The 22,144-nt window shown below is 68.4% G+C and carries 17 protein-coding genes; 12 read left to right on the forward strand and 5 right to left on the reverse strand.

Features of this window, described 5'->3' with window-relative positions; translation table 11 throughout:
• Nucleotides 1-2: 2 nt before the first annotated feature.
• Complete coding sequence (locus ISX93_RS16605; protein WP_195779878.1) at nt 3-1,472, forward strand: TAXI family TRAP transporter solute-binding subunit; 1,470 nt, start codon at nt 3-5, stop codon at nt 1,470-1,472.
• A gap of 59 nt (nt 1,473-1,531) precedes the next feature.
• Here the strand turns inward: ISX93_RS16605 and ISX93_RS16610 are convergent, their stop codons facing one another.
• The 3 genes from ISX93_RS16610 to ISX93_RS16620 form a co-directional block, all read right to left on the reverse strand.
• Complete coding sequence (locus tag ISX93_RS16610) at nt 1,532-4,633, reverse strand: efflux RND transporter permease subunit (RefSeq protein ID WP_308705349.1); 3,102 nt, start codon at nt 4,631-4,633, stop codon at nt 1,532-1,534.
• On the reverse strand, nt 4,630-5,802 hold the full coding sequence (locus tag ISX93_RS16615) for an efflux RND transporter periplasmic adaptor subunit (RefSeq protein ID WP_195779879.1): 1,173 nt from the start codon (nt 5,800-5,802) through the stop codon (nt 4,630-4,632). The genes ISX93_RS16610 and ISX93_RS16615 overlap by 4 nt, the downstream gene beginning before the upstream one ends.
• Before the next feature lie 74 nt (nt 5,803-5,876).
• Nucleotides 5,877-6,098, reverse strand: a complete 222-nt coding sequence (locus ISX93_RS16620) for a heavy-metal-associated domain-containing protein (protein WP_229732262.1) — start codon at nt 6,096-6,098, stop codon at nt 5,877-5,879.
• A 156-nt stretch (nt 6,099-6,254) separates the two neighbouring features.
• Here ISX93_RS16620 and ISX93_RS16625 point away from each other — a divergent pair, with 156 nt between their 5' ends.
• The 11 genes from ISX93_RS16625 to ISX93_RS16675 all read left to right on the forward strand — a co-directional run bounded on the left by ISX93_RS16625 (nt 6,255) and on the right by ISX93_RS16675 (nt 19,783).
• Entirely contained in the window at nt 6,255-8,633 is a 2,379-nt protein-coding gene (locus ISX93_RS16625; protein WP_195779880.1) for a heavy metal translocating P-type ATPase, read from the forward strand.
• Between the two features lie 208 nt (nt 8,634-8,841).
• Nucleotides 8,842-9,243, forward strand: a complete 402-nt coding sequence (gene cueR / locus ISX93_RS16630; protein ID WP_195779881.1) for a Cu(I)-responsive transcriptional regulator — start codon at nt 8,842-8,844, stop codon at nt 9,241-9,243.
• 181 nt (nt 9,244-9,424) lie between these two features.
• Complete coding sequence (locus ISX93_RS16635; protein WP_442793305.1) at nt 9,425-9,844, forward strand: GFA family protein; 420 nt, start codon at nt 9,425-9,427, stop codon at nt 9,842-9,844.
• Nucleotides 9,845-9,901: 57 nt separating this feature from the next.
• Nucleotides 9,902-10,333 carry a cupin domain-containing protein gene (locus ISX93_RS16640; RefSeq protein ID WP_195779883.1) on the forward strand — a complete coding sequence of 144 codons (432 nt, stop codon included), beginning with the start codon at nt 9,902-9,904 and terminating at the stop codon, nt 10,331-10,333.
• Between the two features lie 302 nt (nt 10,334-10,635).
• On the forward strand, nt 10,636-11,532 hold the full coding sequence (locus ISX93_RS16645; RefSeq protein WP_195779884.1) for an alpha/beta hydrolase fold domain-containing protein: 897 nt from the start codon (nt 10,636-10,638) through the stop codon (nt 11,530-11,532).
• A 273-nt stretch (nt 11,533-11,805) separates the two neighbouring features.
• The gene (gene acsA, locus ISX93_RS16650; protein ID WP_195779885.1) at nt 11,806-13,566 is read left to right on the forward strand and encodes an acetate--CoA ligase; all 1,761 of its coding nucleotides are present in this window, start codon (nt 11,806-11,808) and stop codon (nt 13,564-13,566) included.
• A complete protein-coding gene (pdhA, locus tag ISX93_RS16655) occupies nt 13,563-14,546 on the forward strand; it encodes a pyruvate dehydrogenase (acetyl-transferring) E1 component subunit alpha (protein WP_195779886.1) in 984 nt (327 codons plus the stop codon). The genes acsA and pdhA overlap by 4 nt, the downstream gene beginning before the upstream one ends.
• A complete protein-coding gene (locus ISX93_RS16660; RefSeq protein ID WP_195779887.1) occupies nt 14,543-15,520 on the forward strand; it encodes an alpha-ketoacid dehydrogenase subunit beta in 978 nt (325 codons plus the stop codon). The genes pdhA and ISX93_RS16660 overlap by 4 nt, the downstream gene beginning before the upstream one ends.
• Before the next feature lie 58 nt (nt 15,521-15,578).
• On the forward strand, nt 15,579-16,715 hold the full coding sequence (locus ISX93_RS16665) for a dihydrolipoamide acetyltransferase family protein (protein WP_195779888.1): 1,137 nt from the start codon (nt 15,579-15,581) through the stop codon (nt 16,713-16,715).
• A 10-nt stretch (nt 16,716-16,725) separates the two neighbouring features.
• Nucleotides 16,726-17,007, forward strand: coding sequence for an acyl carrier protein (locus ISX93_RS16670; RefSeq protein ID WP_195779889.1), 282 nt, complete (start codon nt 16,726-16,728; stop codon nt 17,005-17,007).
• 118 nt (nt 17,008-17,125) lie between these two features.
• Complete coding sequence (locus ISX93_RS16675) at nt 17,126-19,783, forward strand: cation-translocating P-type ATPase (protein ID WP_195779890.1); 2,658 nt, start codon at nt 17,126-17,128, stop codon at nt 19,781-19,783.
• 112 nt (nt 19,784-19,895) lie between these two features.
• Here ISX93_RS16675 and ISX93_RS16680 read toward each other — a convergent pair whose 3' ends face one another.
• Nucleotides 19,896-21,287, reverse strand: a complete 1,392-nt coding sequence (locus ISX93_RS16680) for a heavy metal sensor histidine kinase (RefSeq protein WP_195779891.1) — start codon at nt 21,285-21,287, stop codon at nt 19,896-19,898.
• A complete protein-coding gene (locus ISX93_RS16685) occupies nt 21,284-21,967 on the reverse strand; it encodes a heavy metal response regulator transcription factor (protein ID WP_195779892.1) in 684 nt (227 codons plus the stop codon). The genes ISX93_RS16680 and ISX93_RS16685 overlap by 4 nt, the downstream gene beginning before the upstream one ends.
• Nucleotides 21,968-22,144: the final 177 nt, after the last annotated feature.

Consider the following 22,144-nt stretch of genomic DNA (forward strand, 5'->3'; position numbering starts at 1 on the left):
ACATGCCGCGCATCCTTCTGCTGGGCCTGTGCCTGCTGCTCGCCGCCTGCGGCCGCGGCCCGGACAGCAACACCCTGCGCACCGACCTCGAGCAGCGCCTGCAGCAGACCCTCGGCGCCGACAGCCTGCGCATCGTCGAATTCCGCCGCCAGGGTTCGGCCACCGACGCCCGGGCACCGGCTGGCAGCGAACGCCGCGTGGTGTATTTCGATGCCACCCTGGAACTGCTGCAGGACCGCGACTTCGCGCGCTGGGACGTGCCCGGGATCGCCAGCCTGGTCAGCCTGCTGGGCGCCGGGCCGCGCGGCCTGAGCGGTATCGAAAGCGGCGGCAACCAGGCCGGCGACCGCCTGCGGGTGCACGGCAGCCTGATCTACCAGGCCAGCGCCGATGGCTGGCAACTGGCAACACCGCAGGGTTTCAGCCCGACCACCGTCGCGCAGCCGGTGAGCGCCGCGGACACCCAGCGCGAGCAGCTGATCAGCGCCATCAGCACCGCGCTGCACCTGTCTCCGGAGGGCACCGGCCCGGCCGAGCGCAAGATCATCGACGAGGAGATGGCCCGCGGCCTGAACAGCATCGAAGGCCGCATCGCCCGCAGCCACCACGGCTACGCCCTCGCCAGCGGCCCCGAAAGCGGGCAGTACAGCCGCTTTGCCGAAGCCCTGGCGAAACTGGCGGCAGAGCACAGGATCCTCATCCGGCCGCTGCTGACCGAAGGTGGCAAAACCAACCTCGACATGCTGCGCGAAGGCAGCAGCAGCCTCGCCCTGTCGCAGAGCGATGTGGCCTGGCAGGCCTTCAACGGCACCGCGCCGTTTGCCGAACGCGGCGCTTACAGCGGCCTGCGCGTGCTGGCCAACCTCTACCCGGAACCGGTGCAGGTGCTGGTGCGCGCCGATGGTCCGCAGGACATCCGCCAGTTGCGCGGCAAGCGCATCAACCTGGGCCTGCCCGGTTCGGCCTCGCGCGACACCGCGCTGGCGGTGCTGGCCGCGCACGACCTGCAGGTGGCGGACCTCGCCGCAGCCAGCAGCCTGGACTTGCAGGCGGCCCTGACGGCCTTGCGCGACGGCCGGATTGACGGGCTGATCCAGGTCATCGGCCTGCCCGCCGATGCCATCCGCGCCGCCAGCGAAGACCTGCACCTGCGCCTGCTGCCGCTGCAGCCAGAAGCGATCCAGCGCCTGCTGCAGAGCCGCCCCGGCAGCCTGCCGTTCAGCATCGCCGCCGGCAGCTATCCGCAGCAGCCAGAGGCGGTCAGCACGCTGGCGGTGAGCAGCCTGCTGCTCGGCGATGCCAGCCTGGCCAGCAAGGAAGTCGAGGCACTGGTGCGCCTGCTGTTCGAGCCGAACCTGGGCTGGCTGCAGCTGGGCAGCGTCCAGGGCGCGCAGATTTCAGCGCAGCAGGCCCTGCACAGCTACGGCCTGCCGCTGCATGACGGGGTCGCCGCAGCCTTCGAGAAACCCTGAGCGCGGCAGCCGGCGATCCGTTGAAGGCCGGGCAAGACCCGGCCTGCCCGGCGGGCCGGCTACTCGCGCCCGCGGCTGGCGAACTTCTCCACCAGCAGGAAGAACATCGGGATCAGGAAGGTTGCCAGCAGGGTCGCCGCCAGCATGCCGCCGATCACCCCGGTGCCGATCGACTGGCGCCCGGCCGAGCCGGCGCCGCTGCTGATCGCCAGCGGCACGCAGCCGAGGATGAACGCCAGCGAAGTCATCACGATCGGCCGGAAGCGCAGCCTGGCCGCATGCAGCGCCGCGTCCAGGCGGTTCATGCCGCGCTCGCGGCAGAGCACGGCGAACTCGACGATGAGGATCGCGTTCTTCGCCGCCAGGCCGATCAGGGTGATCAGCCCGACCTGGAAATACAGGTCGTTTTCCAGGCCGCGCAGCCACACCGCGAGAATCGCGCCGAACACCGCGAACGGCACCGCGGTGACCACCGCCAGCGGCAGGCTCCAGCGCTCGTACTGCGCGGCAAGGATCAGGAACACCATGATCAGGCCGTAGACGAAGGCCAGGTTGCCCTTGCCCTGGCTGGCGATCTCCTGGTACGCCGAGCCGGTCCAGCCCATCACGTAATCCGTGCCGAGCACCTGGTCTGCGACCTCCTGCACCGCCGCCAGGGCCTGGCCGCTGCTGTAGCCGTCGGCCGGCGCGCCGAGCAGCTTGGCCGACGGGTAACCGTTGAAGCGCGTGTAGATGTCCGGGCCGAGGATGCGCTTGGCCTCGATCAGGGTCGACAGCGGCACCAGTTCGCCGCTTTTCGAGCGCACATAGACCTGGGCCAGGTCTTCCGGTTTACGGCGGAAGTCGGCATCCGACTGCAGGCTGACCTGCCAGATGCGCCCGGCCAGGGTGAAGTCGTTGACGTAGTAGCTGCCGAAGGTCGACTGCATGGCGGTGAACACGTCATTCACCGCCACCCCCAGCGCCCGCGCGCGGTTGCGGTCGAGGTCGATGTAGTACTGCGGCACCGAGGCGCTGAAGGTGGTCTTCAGCGAGGTCAGTTCCGGGCGCTGTTCCAGCGCCGCGATGAACTCGTCGAGCTTGGCCTCCATCTGCTCGATGCTGCCGCCATGGCGGTCCTGCACGAAGCCCTCGAAACCGCCGGTGGTGCTCATGCCGGTGATCGGCGGCGGATTGAAGGCATACATGCTGCCATCGCTCTGGCCGTCGGCCAGCTTCTTGAACTCATCCACCAGGTTGCGCGCATCCAGCGCCGCGCCCGGGCGCTGGCTCCAGTCCTGCAGGGGCACGAAGGACACCCCGGAATAGCTGTTGGTGCCGGAGCTGAGGATGTCGTAGCCGGTGAAGGTGACCACATCCTTGACCGCCGGATGGGCGACCAGTTGCGCGGTCATCGCGCTGGTGAGCTTTTCCGTGCGCGTCAGCGAGGCCGCCGGCGGCAGCGCGTAGGTGGCCAGCACATAGCCCTGGTCCTCGCTCGGTACCAGCGAGCCGGGCACCCGGGAAAACAGCCCGGCGGTGAGCAGGATCATCAGCCCGAACAGCGCCACGCCGAGCAGGCTGCGCTTGAGGAAGAACGCCACGCCGGCGGCGTAGCGCTGCGTCAGCCGCTCGAAGCTGCGGTTGAACCAGCGGAACAGCGCGGCCGGCTCCTCATGCCCGGGCTTGAGCAGCAGGGCGCAGAGTGCCGGCGAGAGGGTCAGCGCGACGATCCCGGAGATCACCACCGAGATGGCGATGGTGATCGCGAACTGGCGGTACATCTCGCCGGCCAGGCCGCCGAGGAAGGCCACCGGCACGAACACCGCACAGAGCACCAGGACGATGGCGATGATCGGCCCGGTCACCTCCTGCATCGCCTTGATCGCGGCGTCACGCGGCGAGAGCTTGTCCGTGGCCATCACCCGCTCGACGTTCTCGATCACCACGATCGCGTCGTCGACCACGATGCCGATGGCCAGCACCATGCCGAACAGGGTCAGCAGGTTGATGGAAAAGCCCAGCGCGTACATGCCGGCGAAGGTGCCGATCAGCGATACCGGGATCGCCAGCACCGGGATCAGGCTGGCGCGCCAGTTCTGCAGGAACAGGAACACCACCAGCACCACCAGCAACAGGGCCTCGGCGAAGGTCTTCAGCACCTCCTCGATGGACACCTCGACGAAGCGCGTGGTGTCGTAGGGAATCCGGTAGGCCATGCCCTCGGGGAAGCGCGCGGACAGGCGCTGCATGGTTTCGCGCACGCCCTGGGCGGTCTGCAGGGCGTTCGCGCCGGGCTGCAGGTAGATGCCGAACGAGGCATTCTGCTTGCCGTTCAGGGTGGTGATCATCGCGTAGTCCAGCGCGCCCAGCTCGATCCGCGCCACATCCTTGAGCAGCAGGCTGGCGCCGTTGGCGTCGGTACGCAGGATCACCTCGCCGAATTCCTCGGGCGTCGCCATGCGCCCGCGGGTGGTCACCGTGTAGGTGAAGTCCTGCGGTTCGCCCAGCGGCTGCTGGCCGAAGCTGCCGGCGGCGAACTGCGAATTCTGCTCGCGCAGCGCGGCGACCACGTCGGCCGAGGTCAGGTTGTACTGCGCCAGCTTGTCCGGCCGCAGCCAGATGCGCATCGAGTAGTTCATCGAGCCGAACTGCCGCGCATCGCCGACCCCGGGCAACCGCTTGAGCTCGTCGATCACGTTGATCAGCGCATAGTTGCTCAGCTGGATCGGGCTCTGCGTGCCGTCCGGCGAATACAGCGAGATGACCTGCAGGATGTCGGAGGATTTCTTCTCGACACTCACCCCTTGCCGGCGCACTTCCTCGGGCAGCTTGGCCAGCGCCGCCTGCACCCGGGTGTTGACGTCGATGGTGGCCTGCCCCGGGCTGGTGCCGATGCGGAAGTAGACCGACAGGTTGAGCTTGCCGCCGCCGGCGTAGGAGACCTGGTAGATCATCCCCTCGACGCCGTTGATCGCCAGCTCCAGCGGCGCCGCCACGGTTTCCGCGATGACCTGCGCGCTGGCGCCGGGATAGCTGGCGGTGACGCTGACCTGCGGCGGCAGGATCGGCGGATACTGGGCAATCGGCATTTCGCGCATGGCCACCAGGCCGGCCAGCACGATGACGATCGAGATGACCGCGGCGAAGATCGGCCGGTCGATGAAGAACCGCGAAATCACCGGCGCACCTCTTCAATCAGGCCGTGGGCCTGGATACTGTCGACCACCGCCGCGTCCACCCGCTCGTCGGCGTGCAGCTTCTGTCCGCCCTCGACCACCACCCGGTCGCCCGCCTGCAGGCCGGACTCGACCAGCCAGCGCCCGCCGGTGGTGCTGCCGAGTACCACTGGGCGCTGGTGCGCCACACCGTCTGCATCCACCACGAACACATAGGGGCCGGAGGCCTGCTGGGCTACCGCGCGCTCGGGAATACTGATGGCATGCAGGCGCAGCATGCCGCTGATGCGGATCCGCACGAACTGGCCGGGCAGCAACTTCTGCTGCGGGTTGGGCAGCAGCACCCGCGCACTGACGCTGCCGGTGCCCTTGTCGACCAGACTGTCGGTGAAATCCACCCGGCCCTGCTGCGGATAGAGGCTACCGTCGTTGAGCAGCACCTCGACACTCAGGGTGCTCCGGTCGGCGTTGGCCAGCTTGCCGCTGGCGAAGTCCTGGCGCAGGCGCGCGCCTTCGGAATCCTGCGGCAGGGCGAAGTTCACGTAGATCGGATCGAGCTGGGTGAGCTGGGTCAGCAGGCTGGCGCTGGGGTCGCCGGCGATCACCAGGCTGCCTTCGGAACGCGCCTCGCGGCTGGTGATGCCGCTGATCGGCGCGCGCACCGTGGTGTAGTCCAGGTCGATCTGGCGCGACTGCACCTCGGCTTCGGCGGCGGCCAGGTTGGCCTTGGTCTGCTCGAAGGTGGAGATCGCGTTGTCGCGCTCGCGCTCGCTGGCAAACCCCTTGTCGGCCATGGTGCGCACGCGCTTGAGATCGCGCTCGGCCTGGCGCAGGCGCGCCTGTTCCTGGGCCAGCGCAGCCTTGGCGCGAGCCAGGGCAGCGGCGTACTGGCGCGGATCGATGCGGAACAGGATCTGCCCCTGCTTGACCTGGCCGCCCTCCTGGTAGGTGCGCTCCTGCAGGATGCCGCTGACCTGGGCGCGCACTTCCACTTCGCGGTAGCCGGCCGCACGCCCCGGGTATTCCAGGCGCACCGGGATATCCACCGGGCGAATTTCTTCGACCTTGACCTGCAGCACAGGCGCTTCCGCAGCTTCCCCGGCCTGCAGCAGCGCAGAGCCGAAACCGGACACGACGGCAAGCGCCGACAGTACACAAGCGGACCAACGCATTCGACTCACCACCCAGCAGCTCGGTAAAAACCGCCATTGTAAGCCATTACCGCGAGCAAACTGGCAACCGGCTTTCAGCCGCCGGCGAGCGGTTGCGCCGGATAACCCTGCTCGTCGAGCAGCCGCAACAACTCGCCCTGATCCAGCGTCGAGCCTACCTCTACCTGCCCTGCAGTCAGATCAACCGTCACCTGCGCCGCGCCATCCAGCGCCTGGATCGCGCCGGTAATGGCCCGCACACAGTGCTGGCAGGACATGCCCTCGACCTTGAAAGTCAGTATCTGCTTGTTTCCCATGACCACTCTCCGCATATGACTATTGATCCGGCCCCTGATTGGCAGGCGCGTTCAGTCTATTCAAGAGCCGGATCAATAACCGCGACAAATACTTGACCTTACCCCAAGGTCAAGGTTGATCCTGTTAACAAGCCTATCACCAGCGGACGATCCGACATGCCCAGCAGCGCCCCCCAGGTGTTCACCCTGCCCATCGCCGGCATGACCTGCGCCAGTTGCGCCGGGCGGGTCGAGCGCGCCCTCGGCAAGCTGCCCGGCGTGCACTCGGCCAGCGTCAACCTGGCCAGCGAACAGGCTCACATCGAAAGCCTCACGGCGAGCCTGCCGCAGCTGATCCAGGCTGTTGAACAGGCCGGCTACCAGGTACCGGCCGAGCGCCTGGAGCTGAGTCTAAGCGGCATGACCTGCGCCAGCTGTGCCGGGCGCATCGAACGCGCCCTGGCCGGGCAGCCCGGGGTGATCGCGGTCAGCGTCAACCTGGCCAGCGAGAAGGCCAGCCTCAGCCTGCTGCCCGGCACCAGCACGGCGGCATTGCTCGGCGCCGTCGCCGCCGCCGGCTACCAGGCCCGGCTGGCCGGCAGCACGCCGGCCGGCGACCCGCAGCAACGCGAACGCTGGCACCTGCTGGCCGCCATCCTGCTGACCCTGCCACTGGCCGCGCCGATGCTGCTCGGCCTGGCCGGCCTGCAGTGGATGCCGCCCGCCTGGCTGCAGTGGCTGCTGGCCACGCCGGTGCAGTTCTACCTTGGCGCGCGCTTCTACCGCGCCGGCTGGAATGCCCTGCGCGCCGGCAGCGGCAACATGGACCTGCTGGTCGCCATCGGCACCAGCGCCGCCTACGGTCTGAGCCTGTACCTGTGGTGGGACGCGCATGCCGGGCATGCGCCACACCTGTATTTCGAGTCGTCGGCGGTGGTGATCAGCCTGGTGCTGCTCGGCAAGTTTCTCGAAGGCCGCGCCAAGCGCCAGACCGGCGCGGCGATCAAGGCCCTGCAGGCGCTGCGTCCGGAGCAGGCGGTGCGCATCGTCGACGGCCGCGATGAGACGATCGGCATCGACCAGCTGCGCGTCGGCGACCTGCTGCGGGTGCGCCCCGGCGAGCGTTTTCCGGCCGACGGCGAAGTCCTCGAAGGGCAGAGCCAGGCCGACGAGTCGCTGATCAGCGGCGAAAGCCTGCCGGTCAGCAAGGCGCCCGGCGACCGGGTGACCGGTGGCGCGATCAACGGCGACGGGCAACTGCTGGTAGTGACCCGGGCACTCGGCGCGGAAAGCGTGCTGGCGCGGATCATCCGCCTGGTCGAGGACGCGCAGGCCGCCAAGGCGCCGATCCAGAAGCTGGTCGACCGCATCAGCGCGGTGTTCGTCCCGCTGGTGCTGCTGATCGCCGCGCTGACCGTGGTCGGCTGGCTGCTCGCCGGGGCCGGCCTGGAAACCGCGCTGCTCAATGCGGTGTCGGTGCTGGTGATCGCCTGCCCCTGCGCGCTGGGCCTGGCCACCCCGGCGGCGATCATGGCCGGCACCGGCGTGGCGGCCCGCCACGGCATCCTGATCAAGGACGCCGAAGCGCTGGAGATCGCCCACAAGGTCACCGACGTGGCCTTCGACAAGACCGGCACGCTGACCTCCGGGCACCCGCAGCTACTGCACTGGCAGGCCCGCCCCGGCACCACCGAGGATGACTTGCTGCGCCTGGCCGGCGCCCTGCAGCAGGGCAGCGAACATCCGCTGGCCAAGGCCGTGCTGGAGGCCTGCGCGGCACGCCAGCTGGTGCTGCCCGCGCTCGGCAACAGCCGCAGCCTGGCCGGACGCGGCACCCGCGGCCAGGTTGGCCAGCGCGAACTGGCCCTGGGCAATCAGCGCCTGCTGGAGGAATTGCAGCAGGATGCCGCCGACCTGGCCGAACTGGCCGCCGCCTGGCAGGCCGAAGGCCGCACGCTGGCCTGGCTGCTGCAGCTCGGCCCGAGCGCGCAGGTGCTCGGCCTGCTGGCCTTCGGCGACGCCCTCAAGCCGGGCGCCGCGGCCGCCGTGGCGGCCCTGCAGGCCCGCGGCGTCACCTGCCACCTGATCAGCGGCGACAATCCCGGCAGCGCCGGGGTGGTCGCCGGCCAGCTGGGCATCACCCAGGTACAGGCCGAAGTGCTGCCGGCCGACAAGGCCGCGCGGGTAGCCGAGCTCAAGCGCGCCGGGCATGTGGTGGCGATGGTCGGCGACGGCATCAATGACGCCCCGGCGCTGGCCGCCGCCGATGTCGGCATCGCCATGGGTGGCGGCACCGACGTGGCCATGGCGGCGGCCGGCATCAGCCTGATGCGCGGCGACCCGCGCCTGGTCCCGGCGGCGCTGGAGATCAGCCGGCGCACCTATGCCAAGATCCAGCAGAACCTGTTCTGGGCCTTCGCCTACAACCTGGTGGGCATCCCGCTGGCCGCCGCCGGCCTGCTCAACCCGGTAATCGCCGGCGCAGCCATGGCGCTGTCGAGCGTCAGCGTGGTCAGCAACGCTCTGCTGCTCAGCTACTGGAAGCCGGACCGGTAGCCCGCAGGCACGTTTGTCGGGTGGAAAACGGCGCCAGCCTTTTCCACCAGTGCGCGGTTGCTGGACATTCGCTGCGCGCGATGTCCACCCTACGCTTTGTGTGCCCTCGCCCCATTGGGGAGACGACTGCATGGATGCAGGAGGTAGAGCGACGTAGGAAGCCAAAGCCGAGGGTCAGGGAGAGTGGATAATTGACAGGTAGAACAGCATGAACATCGGTCAAGCCGCCAGGCAATCCGGCCTCAGTGCCAAGATGATCCGCTACTACGAATCGATCGGCCTGTTGCCCCAGGCCGGCCGCAGCGACAGCGGTTATCGCCGCTATGCCGCGCAAGACCTCAACCGCCTGGCCTTCATCAAGCGCGCCCGCGACCTCGGCTTCTCGCTGGAGGAAGTCGGCAAGCTGCTCGCCCTCTGGCAGGACCGCCAGCGCGCCAGCGCCGAGGTGAAGGCCCTGGCCAGCGGCCACATCGCCGAACTCGAGCGCAAGATCAGCGAACTCAGCAGCCTGCGCGATACCCTCGCCGAGCTGGTCGAGCACTGCCACGGCGACGACCGCCCGGACTGCCCGATCCTCAAGGAACTGGAAACCGGTTGCGGGTGTGACTGAAAGAGCCGGGCTAGCTAGTCTGGTGTATGACTCGCACTGACAGGCGCTGGCGTGCTCCACGCGGCGCGGACAACCTGGTGATGTGTCTTTGGCACACGCGGTCTGCCGATCAAATAAATCCGCTGCCGTTTATCTTCAATCGCTGTGCAGGCACAGGTGGTACATGGCTAATTACCGACTTATGGGTGGCTGTCGCTGCGGCAAGGTTACCCTGGAGGTGGAGCTGGCTTCGGCGCCAGGCACTTATTGTCCCAGAGCCTGTGATTGCAGTTTTTGCCGGCGGCACGAGGCCGCCTACCTGTCAGACCCCAAGGGCCGCGTGGTCATCCGCACGGAGACGGCGGCAAACCTCAACATTGCCCGGCAAGGTGCTGAACTCGCCGAGTTCCTCTTCTGTGCAGCCTGCGCTCAGCTGCTGGGCGCTCACTGGCAGGACGGCGCGCAGCACTATGCCTGTGTCAATGCGCAAGCCTTGTTTGCCCGGGAGTCGCTCGGCAACGTGGTTGCCGCTTCGCCAGGGCAGCTCAGCGCAGAACAGAAGATCGAGCGCTGGAAAGCGCTCTGGTTTCCGGCCTTTAGCGTTATCACAGCCAAGGCCTGAGCGGTCATTCAAGCAGCAGAGAAAGCAACCAACACCATCAGACAGGAAATCCGCCGCATGAAAATTCCAAGAACAATCTATGCCATGGTCCTGGCGCTGGCCGTTCAGCCCGCCGCATTTGCCCTCGAGCAGTCGGCGGCCGTCAAGGTGGCCACGCAGCTGAAAACCGCTACCAGCTGGGACGGCCAGCCCCTCGCCTACCCGTCCGGCCAGGCCGAAGTCACCGGCATGCTGATCGAGATCGCCCCCGGTGGTGAAACCGGCTGGCACCTGCACCCGGTGCCCTCGTTCGGCATGCTGCTGGAAGGCGAACTGGAGGTACGCTTGAAGAATGGCGCGGTGAATCGGCTGAAGGCCGGCGACATGCTGGCCGAAGTGGTCAATACGCTGCACAACGGGCGCAATGTCGGCGCAGTACCGGTGAAGATCGTGGTGTTCTATGCCGGCGCGGCCGGCCAGCCACTGACCGAAAAAGAGCCCGCGCACTAGCCGGCGTTGGCGGGGCGGAGCGATTCACTTTGCCGATATCCCCGATAAGTGCTGGTTTGATGCGGCGCCGCAGGGTGGCGGAGGGTGGGCTTCAGCCCACCACCGCTGAGCGCCGCCATCCGGTGGGCTGAAGCCCACCCTACGCCCACCCGACACACACCCCACGCGGGAAAAATCCCGTTTAACCACTCACGCAAACAGCACCTTTATTGCCCGCAGCCAACCAGCACTGGCGCCGTGACCGCGCATTTCGTGTACGTTTCTCCCTGCCCATGACCTCATCCAACGAGCCTGAGTCCCACATGCCGAGCCTTGCCAGCAAACTCATGCCGCCGCTCATGCGCCTGCGCGGTTCCAAGAAGATTTTCAGCAGCGCCGAAGCCACCCTGGGCCACATCGCCGAGCTGGCGTTGCGGCCGGTCAGTTACTGTCCGCCGCGCAAGCTCGACCAGCGCCTGCGGCTGGGGGTCACGCGGGTGCATGGCTGGCCTGTCTACGAGGCCGTACCGCTCAAGGCCAAGCCCACGCGCTGTGCGATTTATGTGCATGGCGGCGCCTGGATTCGGGAAATCACCGCCGCGCACTGGCGCCTGATCGCCGACCTGGCCACGGCCACCGGCACCCGCTTCCTGATCCCGATCTATCCGCTGGCCCCGACGGGTACGGCCGGCACGGTTATCCCGCAAATTACCGAACTGGCCGTGCAGGCCTGCGCCGAGGCAGGCGCCGAAAACACCTTCATCATGGGTGACTCGGCGGGTGGGTCGATTGCCCTGGCCGTGGCCATGCAACTGCGCGACCAGGGGCACCCGCCGCTGCGCAACACGCTGCTCATTTCACCGGCGCTGGACCTCAACTTCAGCGACCCGCTGATCGACCAGATCGAACCCCTCGACCCGATGCTGGCCAAGCCCGGGGTGCAGACCGCCGCCAGCTTGTGGAAGGGTGACCTGTCGCTCGATCACCCGCTGGTCAGCCCGATGTTTGGCGAGCTGGCCGGCCTTGGCCCGCTCACCCTGTTCAGCGGCACCCATGACGCGGCGCATGCCGACGCTCGCCGGTTCGCGGCCCTGGCCAAAGACGCCAACCTGCAACTGCACTACCAGGTCATGCCCGGGATGCTCCACGTCTATCCGCTGATGCCCATCCCCGAGGGCCGTCAGGCACGCAATGTGATGAAGGCCATTCTCGCCAGCTGAAGCCCCGCGGCAGGGCCCGGCAGGTGGTTTGCCGCGGTGGCTGCTGGCCAGCAGAAGGCCACGCCCGCGCCGCGCTTGACGCAGATCAAGCCTGGCGCTGGTTTTCCCGCAACCGGCGTCACCCGACCAGGCAGTCGGTCAATCTGGGCTATGGTTGAACTCTGCAACACCCAAGCCTGTGCGCACCGCGCGGAACCAGCGGTGCCGATGGACAGCAGGTGGCTGAACGGACATGTCAGCCGCTGCTGCCGGGTATCAAGTGAGGATCGCGGCATGCGTCCCAAGCTGATCGACAAGCTGCCCGCCAGCCTGCGGGTCACCCCCAACTGGCCGGACAGCGCGGAGGCCCGCGCGGCGTTCTCCTGGGCGGCCGAGGCGGAAAATCTGCATGGCCTGCCCGCTGGCGGACTGAACCTGGCCTACGAGGCAGTCGACCGGCATGCCGAGGGTCACCGCGGCGCGCATGTCGCCCTGCGCCTGCTTGGCCGCGACGGCAACCGCCGCGAAGTCAGCTACGGCGAACTGTCCCGGTTGACCAGCCGCTTCGCCAACCTGCTGCGCGGCCTCGGCGTGCAGCCCGGCGCGCGCCTGTTCGTGCTGTGCAATCGCGGCCTCGAGCTGTACCTGGGCGTGCTCGGCGGGCTCAAGGCCGGCTGCGTGGTCTCGCCGCTGTTCTCCGCCTTCGGCCCCGAGCCACTGGCAACCCGCCTGCGCCTGGGCGAAGGCAGCGTGCTGCTGACCAGCGCGGCGCTGTACCGGCGCAAGGTGGCGGCGATCCGCGAGCAGCTGCCGCTGCTTGAGCACGTGCTGCTGTATGACGAGGACGGCGCGGCGCCGGAGGTGCCCGGCACCCACGACCTGCAGCGCCTGCTGGCCGCGGCGAGCGACGCCTGCGTGGTCGCCCCGACCGGCCGCGACAGCCCTTCGCTGCTGCACTTCACCAGCGGTACCACCGGCACGCCGAAGGGCGCGCTGCATGTGCACGGCGCCGCGCTGCTGCACTACGTCACCGGCAAGTACGCGCTGGACCTGCACCCGGAGGACATCTTCTGGTGCACCGCCGACCCCGGCTGGGTCACCGGCACCTCCTACGGCATCCTTGCCCCGCTGCTGCTCGGGGTGACCTCGGTGGTCGACTGCGCCGACTTCGACGCCGAACGCTGGTACGCCATTCTCGAGCGCGAGCAGGTCAGCGTCTGGTACACCGCGCCCACCGCCATCCGCCTGCTAATGAAGGCCGGTGCCGAACTGGCGCACGGGCACCGCTACCCGCACCTGCGCTTCATCGCCAGCGTCGGCGAGCCGCTCAACCCCGAGGCGGTCTGGTGGGGCCAGGAGGTCCTCGGCCTGCCAATCCACGACAACTGGTGGCAGACCGAGACCGGCGGCATCATGCTCGCCAACACCCTGGCGCTACCGATCAAGCCGGGCTCGATGGGCAAGCCGCTGCCGGGCATCGAGGCGGCCATCGTCCGCCATGAGGCCGACGGCCGCCTGGACATCCTCGCCGACGAGACCCTCGGCGAGCTGGCCCTGCGCCAGCCGTGGCCGGGCATGTTCCGCGCCTACCTCGGCCAGGACGAGCGCTACCGGCGCTGCTTCGCCGGCGACTGGTACCTGAGCGGCGACCTCGCCCGCCGCGACAGCGATGGCTACTACTGGTTCATCGGCCGCAGCGACGACGTGATCAAGTCCGCCGGCCATCTGATCGGCCCGTTCGAGGTGGAAAGCGCGCTGCTGGAACACCCGGCCGTGGCCGAGGCGGCGGTGATCGGCAAGCCCGACCCGCTGGTTGGCGAGACGGTCAAGGCCTTCGTCTCGCTCAAGGGCGATTACCGGCCCAGCCCGGCGCTGCACGACGAGCTGCTCGGCCACGCGCGCAAGCGCCTCGGTGCCGCAGTGGCGCCCAAGGAACTGGACTTCCTGCCGAGCCTGCCGCGCACCCGCAGCGGCAAGCTCATGCGCCGGCTGCTCAAGGCCCACGAACTGGGCCTGCCCGAAGGCGACCTGTCGACCCTGGAGAACCCCACATGAGCAGCGCACTCCCCGCGCCGGCGTTGGCCGTGCAGCTGCTGCGCGACATGTTGCGCATCCGCCGCATGGAGGAGCGTGCCGCCGAGCTGTACGGCGCCGGCAAGATCCGTGGCTTCCTGCACCTGTACATCGGCGAGGAAGCGGTGGCAGTCGGTGCACTGCACGCCCTGCGCGCCGACGATACGATCGTCGCCAACTACCGCGAGCACGGCCACGCCCTGCTGCACGGCGTGTCGATGAACGCGATCATGGCCGAGATGTTCGGCAAGCAGGAAGGCTGCTCGGGCGGGCGCGGCGGCTCGATGCACCTGTTCGACGCGCCAACCCGCTTCTACGGTGGCAACGCCATCGTCGCCGGCGGCCTGGCGCTGGCGGTTGGCCTGGCGCTGGCCGAGCAGATGCAGGGCGGCCAGCGGCTGGTCGCCTGCTTCTTTGGCGAGGGCGCGCTGGCCGAAGGCGCTGCCGCCGAGGCCCTCAACCTGGCCGCGCTGTGGCGGCTGCCGCTGCTGTTCTGCTGCGAGAACAACCTCTACGCCATGGGTACCGCGCTGGCACGCTCGCAGGCGCAGACTGACCTGTGCGCCAAGGCCGCGGCATTCAAGGTGCCGGCGCGGGCGGTCGACGGCATGGACGTGCGCGCCGTGCATGCGGCAACCGGCGCCGCGGCGGAGCAGATCCGCGCCGGCGGCGGACCACAATTTCTCGAATACCAGACCTACCGCTTTCGCGCCCACTCGATGTTCGACCCCGAGCTGTACCGCGACAAGGCCGAGGTAGCGCAGTGGAAGACGCGCGGACCGATCCACACCTACAGCGCCCAACTGAAGGCCGAGGGGCTGCTCGACGAAGCCGCGTTTCTCGCCCTCGAGGCCGCAGCGGTGGCCGAGGTGGAAGCCGCCGTGGCTTTCGCCGAGGCCGGCAGCCTGGAGCCGCTGGCGACTCTGGAACGCGATGTCTACACCGCGGAGCCGCAGCCATGAGCCACACCAGCTATCGCGAGGCGCTGCGCGAAGCCCTGCGCGAGGCCCTGCAGCGCGACCCGCGGGTGTTCCTGATGGGCGAGGATATCGGCCGCTACGGCGGTACCTACGCGGTGACCAAGGGCCTGCTCGAGGAGTTCGGCGAGGCGCGCATCCGTGACACGCCGCTGTCGGAACTGGGGTTCGTCTCGGCCGGCATCGGCGCCGCGCTGGGCGGCATGCGCCCGATCGTCGAGGTGATGACGGTGAACTTCTGCCTGCTCGCCCTCGACCCGTTGATCAATACCGCCGCCACCCTGCGCCACATGTCCGGCGGGCAGTTCTCGGTGCCGCTGGTCGTGCGCATGGCCACCGGTGCCGGACGCCAGCTGGCCGCGCAGCATTCGCACAGCCTGGAGGGCTGGTTCGCGCACATCCCCGGGCTGAAGATCCTCGCCCCGGCGACCCTCGAGGACGCCCGTGGCATGCTCTGGCCGGCACTGCAGGACCCCGACCCGGTGCTGATCTTCGAGCACGGCCAGCTGTACAACCTGGAAGGCGAACTGGATACCAGTGCGGAAGTGGATATCCGCTCGGCCAAGGTGCGCCGCGCCGGCCGCGACCTGAGCCTGATCACCTACGGCGGCAGCCTGGGCAAGACCCTGGCCGCCGCCGAACAGCTGGCCAGCGACGGCATCGACGCCGAGGTCATCGACCTGCGCGTACTGCGCCCGCTGGACGACGCCACCCTCATGGCCTCGGTACGCAAGACCCGCCGCGTGCTGCTGGTCGACGAAGGCTGGCGCAGCGGCAGCCTGGCCGCCGAGGTCATCACGCGGATCATCGAGCAGGCGTTCTACGAACTCGACGCGCCGCCGGCGCGGGTTTGCAGCGCGGAAGTACCGATACCCTATGCCAGGCACCTGGAAGAGGCGGCCTTGCCACAGGTGGCCGGCATCGTCGCGGCGGCCCGGGAACTGCTCGGCCGCGCCTGAAGCACAGGCGGCAAGCTTGCGCGGCGCGGTGCCGGCGCAACCCACTTACGGAGGACCGATGATCGAATTCAACATGCCCTCCCTCGGCGCCGACATGGACGAGGGCACCCTGCTTGAATGGCGGGTCGCGCCCGGCAGCCCGGTCACGCGCGGCCAGGTGGTTGCCGTGGTCGACACGGCCAAGGCCGCGGTGGACGTCGAGTGCTGGCAGGACGGCACGGTGCTCGAGCTGCTGGTCCAGCCCGGCGCCAAGGTAGCGGTCGGCACGCCTATCGCCACCCTGCTCGAAGCCGGCGAAAGCGCCGCCAGCGTACACCGCCCTGCCCCGGCGCAAGCGCCTGCCGCGCCGCCGGCAGCCAGCGTAGCCCCGCCGGCGGTAAGCGCCAGCCGGCCGCGCATCTCCCCTGCCGCACGCCAGCGGGCCGCCGAACTGGGGATCGACGCCAGCCAGCTGAGCGGCAGCGGCCCGCAGGGCGCGGTGACCCTGCAGGACGTCGAGCATGCCGCCCGGCCGGCCACGGCCGGCGAGCGCACGGCCGCCATGCGTCAGGCCATCGGCGCGGCCATGAGCCGCTCCAAGCGTGAGATTCCGCATTACTACCTGAGCGAAAACGTGCCGCTCGGCCAGGCCATGGCCTGGCTCAAGGCACACAACGCCGAGCTGCCACCGGAACAGCGCCTGTTGCCCGGGGTGCTGCAGCTCAAGGCCATCGCCCTGGCCCTGCGCGACTATCCGCAGCTCAACGGTTTCTGGCAGGACGGCGCCTTCCGCCCCGCCGCCGGCATCCACCTCGGCGTGGCCATCGCCCTGCGCCAGGGCGGACTGATCGCCCCGGCGCTGCACGATGTCGCCGATAAGCCGCTGAGCGTGCTGATGGCCGAACTCGGCGAACTGGTGCAGCGGGCCCGCAGCGGTTCGCTGCGCAGCTCGGAGCTGGCCGACGCCAGCCTGACCGTCACCCAGCTCGGCGATCAGGGCGTCGACGCCGTGTTCGGCGTGATCTACCCGCCGCAGGTGGCACTGGTCGGCGTCGGCCGCCTGGCCGAACGGCCGTGGGTCAGCGATGGCCAGCTGGGCGTGATGCCTTGCGCGCAGTTCAGCCTGTCCGCCGACCACCGCGCCAGCGACGGCCATTACGGCGCACGCTTTCTTGCCGAGGTCCGCCGCCTGCTGCAGACCCCGGAAAACCTGTGAGGAAACCCGCATGACCCCGGCACAGATCCGCAGTGAAGTGTTTGCCGCCCTGCAGGGCATCGCCCCGGAAGTCGAACCCGCGACGTTGCGCAGCGACCGCCTGCTGCGCGACGAGGTCGATCTCGACTCGATGGACTGGCTGCGTTTTCTCGCCGCCCTGCACCAGCGCCTCGGGGTGAATATCCCGGAGTGCGACTACCAGCAGCTGACCAGCATGGATGTGCTGCTCGCCTACCTGGAGCAACGCCTGGCAGCCCCCGCCACGGCCATGGGCAGCACCCGGCCGTTGTAGGCGCGCCCCGGCCGACGGGCCGACCGGACTGGCAAGGAACTGCCGCAGGTCAGCGCGGCGACAGGTTGCCACGACTATCTTGCCAGCAAACCGTTATCTGCAGCGGATCGAGCAGGCCATGAAAATACATTTGCTGGACCCCGCCTCGGCGCTGGCCAGTTTGCACGTCAGCGCCGCGGGCCTGAGCAGCAGCGAGGCGGCCCGGCGCCAGCAGGAATTCGGCCGCAACCAGTTGCAGGAGGCCGCGCAGACACCGCTGTGGCTGAAGTTCCTGCGCGAATTCAGCCACTTCTTCGCGCTGATCCTCTGGGTTGGCGCGGCCCTGGCGTTCTTTGCCGCCTGGCGCCAGCCCGGTGAAGGCATGGCGACCCTGGGCTTCGCCATCCTGCTGGTGATCCTGATCAACGGGCTGTTCTCCTTCTGGCAGGAATACCGTGCCGAGACCGCCATCAATGCCCTGCAGCGCCTGTTGCCGCACCGGGTCAAGGTGCTGCGCGACGGCCACACGCAGGAACTCGATGCCGACCAACTGGTGCCGGGCGACATCATCTTCGTCCAGGAAGGCGACCAGGTGCCGGCCGATTGCCGGTTGCTCGAAGGCTTCGGCGTGCAGGTCAACAATTCGGCACTCACCGGCGAGTCCGTACCCGCCCCGCGCGAGGTCAACGCGCCGGCCGGAACCGAGCTGCAGCAGGCGCACAACCTGCTGTTTGCCGGCACCAGCGTGGTGACCGGCAATGGCCGTGCCCTGGTGTTCGCCACCGGCGGCCACACCGCCGTGGGCAATATTGCCCGGCTGAGCCAGCACAGCGGCGATCAGCTGTCGCCGCTGCAACTGGAGATCCGCCGGCTCAGCCATTTCGTCGCGATCCTGGCCTGCAGCCTGGGCGCCGTGTTCTTCCTGATCGGGGCCTGGATCGGCCTGCCGCTGTGGTCCAACCTGATGTTCGCCATCGGCATCATCGTCGCCAACGTGCCCGAAGGCCTGTTGCCCACGGTGACCCTGTCGCTGGCCATGGCCTCGCAGCGCATGGCCCGGCGCAATGCGCTGATCCGCCATCTGCCGGCAGTCGAGACGCTTGGCTCGACAACCGTGATCTGCACCGACAAGACCGGCACGCTGACGCAGAACCGCATGGCGGTGCGCGCGCTGCACCTGGAGGGCCGCGTGGTGACGCCGGACGAGCTGCCGGCCGGGCATGTGCTGCGCGAGATCCTCGGCTACTGCCACGACCTCCGGCGCGGGGCGGACGGCTGGCTCGGCGACCCGATGGAAGTGGCGCTGGTCAGCCTGGCCGAGAGCAGCGGCGCGCTCGGCGACAGTGCGCGCCTGCTCGAGCAGCCGTTCGACACCCGGCGCAAGCGCATGGCGGTGCTGCAGCGCCACGCCGGGGGTGCCCGCGTGTACCTCAAGGGTGCGCTGGAAACCGTGCTGCCGCTGTGCCGCCAGCAGTGGTGCGGCAACGCTGTGCAGCCCCTCGAGGAACCCGCCCGCCAGGCGATCATCGCCGCCCACGACGCCCTGGCCGAACGCGGCTTGCGCATCCTGGTGCTGGCCTGGCGCCCGGCGCAGGCGGAGGAGAGCCTGGACAGCCTCGAACAGGGCCTGCTGTTTGCCGGGCTGGTGGGCCTGGAGGACCCGCCGCGGGCGGAAGTCCCCGCAGCGATCCGCCAGTGCCGCAGCGCCGGCATCCGGGTGATCATGGTCACCGGCGACAACCCGCGCACGGCCTGCGCGATCGGCCGCGAAATCGGCCTGCTCGGCAGCAACCCGGCGCGGGTGATTACCGGCGAACAGCTGGCGCACCTCAGCGACATCCAGCTGCAACTGGCCCTCGACCAGCCGGACATCCTGTTTGCCCGGGTCGCGGCGGAGCAGAAGATGCGCATCGTCAAGGCGCTGCAGGGCAAGCAGCAGGTGGTCGCGGTGACCGGTGACGGAGTCAACGATGCACCGGCGCTGAAGCAGGCGGACATCGGCATCGCCATGGGCCGCAGCGGCACCGACGTGGCGCGCGGCGCGGCCGACATGATCCTGCTCGACGACAACTTCGCCAGCATCGTCGCCGCAGTCGAGGAAGGCCGCGCGGTGTTTGCCAACCTGCGCAAGTTCCTCACCTACATCCTCAGCTCGAACATTCCCGAGCTGGTGCCGTACCTGGCCTATGTGCTGCTGCGCATCCCGCTGCCGCTGACGGTGATCCAGATTCTCGCCGTGGATCTGGGTACCGACATGCTGCCGGCCCTGGCCCTCGGCGCGGAAAAGCCCGACGCCGCGGTCATGCGCCAGCCACCGCGGCCATTCGGCGAGCATTTGCTCAACCGCACCTTGCTCTGGCGCGCCTACGGCTTTCTCGGCATCCTCGAGGCAGCGGCCGCGCTGACTGCATACTTCTTCGTGCTCGACGCCAGCGGCTGGCGGTACGGCACGCCGCTGGCCAGCGACGACCCGCTGTACCTGACGGCCACCTCGGCCTGCTTTGCCACCATCGTGGTGATGCAGGTGGTCAACGTGTTCCTCTGCCGACACCCCAGCCGCTCGACCCTGGGCACCGGCCTGTTCAGCAACCCGCTGCTGTTCGGGGCAATCGCCGTGGAGCTGGGCCTGCTGGGTTTCGTGATCTACACGCCATGGGGCAACCAGCTGTTCGCCACCCACCCGCTGCCGGCAGACGTCTGGCTGCTGGCCGGCGCCTGCGCGCTGCTCATGCTGCTGCTGGAGGAGCTGCGCAAGTGGCTGCAGCGACGCAGTGAAACACCGCGACTGCAGCCATAGCCGGGATTGATCCGCGCCGGCGCGCCAAGCGCATCGCCAGCCAGCCGACGCCTGCCGACCGCCTGCACGACTCGATCTGCTGGCAGGCCGTATCCATGGCGGACCCTCGGCGCTAGCCGGACAGTCGCGACGCAGCAAATACCAGGCTGAAGGTGGTAACCCCGTCTGCCGAGGTGCAGTGAATTTCGCCCTGGTGGGCAATCACTATCGAGCGGGTTATGGCCAGGCCAAGCCCCGCGTTGATGCTGCTGCCTTCACGCCGGGCCGGGTCGCCCCGGTAAAACCGCTCGAACAGTTGCTCAAGGTGCTCCGCGGGAATGACTGGCCCCGGATTGGCCACACTCAATTGGGTGCCTGACTCGTTCTGGCGGATGCTGACCGTGATGGTTTGCCCTTGCGGGGTGTAGCGCAGGGCGTTGGACAGCAGATTGGCAATCGCGCGATGCAGCATCAGCAGATCGCCGCGAACACTGCCCTGGCCGTGCAGGCGCAGCTGGATGCCGCGCTCGTCGGCCAACAGGCGGTAGTACTCGAACAGCTTGCCCACCACCGCTTCGAGCGCGACCAGTTGCCGCTCCGGCATGATCAGGCCGTTATCAGCCTTGGCCAGGAACAACATGTCGTCGATCATCCGCGACATGTGTTTCAGGTCGTCCAGGTTGGTGTACAGGGTCTCCTGGTAGTCTTCACTGTGACGCGGCCTGGAGAGCACCACCTCGGTTTGCGTCAGCAGGTTGCTCAGCGGTGTGCGCAATTCATGGGCGATATCGGCGGAGAAGTTCGACAGCCGCATGAACGCATCATCCAGGCGCGCCAGCATGGCATTGAACGAAACCACCAGCTGCTGCAGCTCGTGCGGGACCGAGGTCAGCGGGATGCGTTCCTTGAGCGAGGTGGCCGAGATGGAGGCGGCGACCCGGGTTACCTGCCGCAAGGGCTCCAGGCCACTGCGGGCAACCAGCCAGCCGAGTCCGCCACTCAGCAGCGCGCTCAGCACCAGGCCGATCCAGAACCAGCGGGTTATCGCGGCAAAAAAATGCGTGTGCGCGGTGACATCCAGGACCAGCATCAGGGTTAGCGGCTGGCCCTGCCCGGCAACATCCGCCCCGGCGCGTGCGGTAAGCCCGCGAAACAGATGGCCGTGCTCCTGCCACTGCCAGATTTCACCGTCATCCATCCCGCGCAAACGCTCAGGCAGCTCGACCGGCCCCGGCTCGGCGAACAGCACGTTGCCCGCGCCATCGAGAATGATGGCGGTAATGTCCCGGTGGGCGCCGAGCAATGCGCGCAACTGGGGCTTGAACTGATCGAACTGCTCGACCCCCTTGAATTCGGCGAGGATGCGTTGCGTCGCCTGGCGCTTTTCCTCGAGTGTCTGCCGATCCTGCTGCAGGAAATGATGCTGGCTGAACTGCTGGAACATCAGTCCGGCCAGCAGCAGCACGGCGGTCACCGCCAGCATGAACAGCAGGCTCAGGCGGGTGGTCAGGGATAGTCGCTTCATGCCGGCTCCGGGGCATCGAGCCGGTAGCCCATGCCGCGCACGGTCTGAATCAGTTTTGGCTCGAATTCATCGTCGATCTTGGCCCGCAAGCGGCGGATGGCCACCTCGATCACATTGGTGTCGCTGTCGAAATGCATGTCCCACACCTGCGCGGCGATGAGTGCCTTGGATAGCACCTCTCCGCGGCGGCGCAGTAACAACTCGAGCAGGGCAAATTCTTGCGCGGTCAGCTCGATGCGCTGCCCGGCACGCCTGACCCGCCGTTTCAGCAGGTCGACTTCGAGGTCGGCAAGCCGCAGGTGCGTCTGCGCGGGACTGCTGTTACCGCGGCGCAGCAGCGTGCGCACACGGGCCAGCAACTCGGAAAAGGCAAAGGGTTTGATCAGGTAATCATCAGCGCCAAGCTCAAGGCCCTTGACCCGGTCCTCCACCCGGTCGCGGGCGGTCAGGAACAGCACCGCTTGTTGCTGACCGGCGGCGCGCAAACGGCGCAGCACTTCCCAGCCCTCCAGGCCGGGCAGCATGACGTCGAGAATCAGCAGATCGTAGCGCGTGCCTTGCGCCTGGTGCAGTGCGTCCAGCCCGTCGCTCACCAGATCCACCAGAAAACCGGCTTCGTTCAACCCCTGCTGCAGATAGACCCCGGTTTTGGGTTCATCTTCGGCGACCAAAATTCGCATCTGTTCAATCCGCCCACTCAATGCGCTGAGTGTGCCGCGATTGGCGCGGGCCAGCCAGCCACTGACGCAAATCTAATCTGCGCCTCAGCCGGTCGACGGCCGCCGCGGTTCAAGCTGCACGCCGCAGCACGCGCAGGGGCTCCGCCGGAGCTTTCTCTCTCGCACGCGCCGGCCGTG

This window comes from Pseudomonas sp. N040 (assembly GCF_015637705.1).
In the GTDB taxonomy this organism is placed as follows: domain Bacteria; phylum Pseudomonadota; class Gammaproteobacteria; order Pseudomonadales; family Pseudomonadaceae; genus Aquipseudomonas.

Coding starts and splice junctions, on each gene's coding strand:
- ISX93_RS16605 (WP_195779878.1), top strand. CDS start 3: ATGCCGCGCATCCTTCTGCTGGGCCTGTGCCTGCTGCTCGCCGCCTGC.
- ISX93_RS16615 (WP_195779879.1), bottom strand. CDS start 5,802: ATGCGTTGGTCCGCTTGTGTACTGTCGGCGCTTGCCGTCGTGTCCGGT.
- ISX93_RS16620 (WP_229732262.1), bottom strand. CDS start 6,098: ATGGGAAACAAGCAGATACTGACTTTCAAGGTCGAGGGCATGTCCTGC.
- ISX93_RS16625 (WP_195779880.1), top strand. CDS start 6,255: ATGCCCAGCAGCGCCCCCCAGGTGTTCACCCTGCCCATCGCCGGCATG.
- cueR (WP_195779881.1), top strand. CDS start 8,842: ATGAACATCGGTCAAGCCGCCAGGCAATCCGGCCTCAGTGCCAAGATG.
- ISX93_RS16635 (WP_442793305.1), top strand. CDS start 9,425: ATGGGTGGCTGTCGCTGCGGCAAGGTTACCCTGGAGGTGGAGCTGGCT.
- ISX93_RS16640 (WP_195779883.1), top strand. CDS start 9,902: ATGAAAATTCCAAGAACAATCTATGCCATGGTCCTGGCGCTGGCCGTT.
- ISX93_RS16645 (WP_195779884.1), top strand. CDS start 10,636: ATGCCGAGCCTTGCCAGCAAACTCATGCCGCCGCTCATGCGCCTGCGC.
- acsA (WP_195779885.1), top strand. CDS start 11,806: ATGCGTCCCAAGCTGATCGACAAGCTGCCCGCCAGCCTGCGGGTCACC.
- pdhA (WP_195779886.1), top strand. CDS start 13,563: ATGAGCAGCGCACTCCCCGCGCCGGCGTTGGCCGTGCAGCTGCTGCGC.
- ISX93_RS16660 (WP_195779887.1), top strand. CDS start 14,543: ATGAGCCACACCAGCTATCGCGAGGCGCTGCGCGAAGCCCTGCGCGAG.
- ISX93_RS16665 (WP_195779888.1), top strand. CDS start 15,579: ATGATCGAATTCAACATGCCCTCCCTCGGCGCCGACATGGACGAGGGC.
- ISX93_RS16670 (WP_195779889.1), top strand. CDS start 16,726: ATGACCCCGGCACAGATCCGCAGTGAAGTGTTTGCCGCCCTGCAGGGC.
- ISX93_RS16675 (WP_195779890.1), top strand. CDS start 17,126: ATGAAAATACATTTGCTGGACCCCGCCTCGGCGCTGGCCAGTTTGCAC.
- ISX93_RS16680 (WP_195779891.1), bottom strand. CDS start 21,287: ATGAAGCGACTATCCCTGACCACCCGCCTGAGCCTGCTGTTCATGCTG.
- ISX93_RS16685 (WP_195779892.1), bottom strand. CDS start 21,967: ATGCGAATTTTGGTCGCCGAAGATGAACCCAAAACCGGGGTCTATCTG.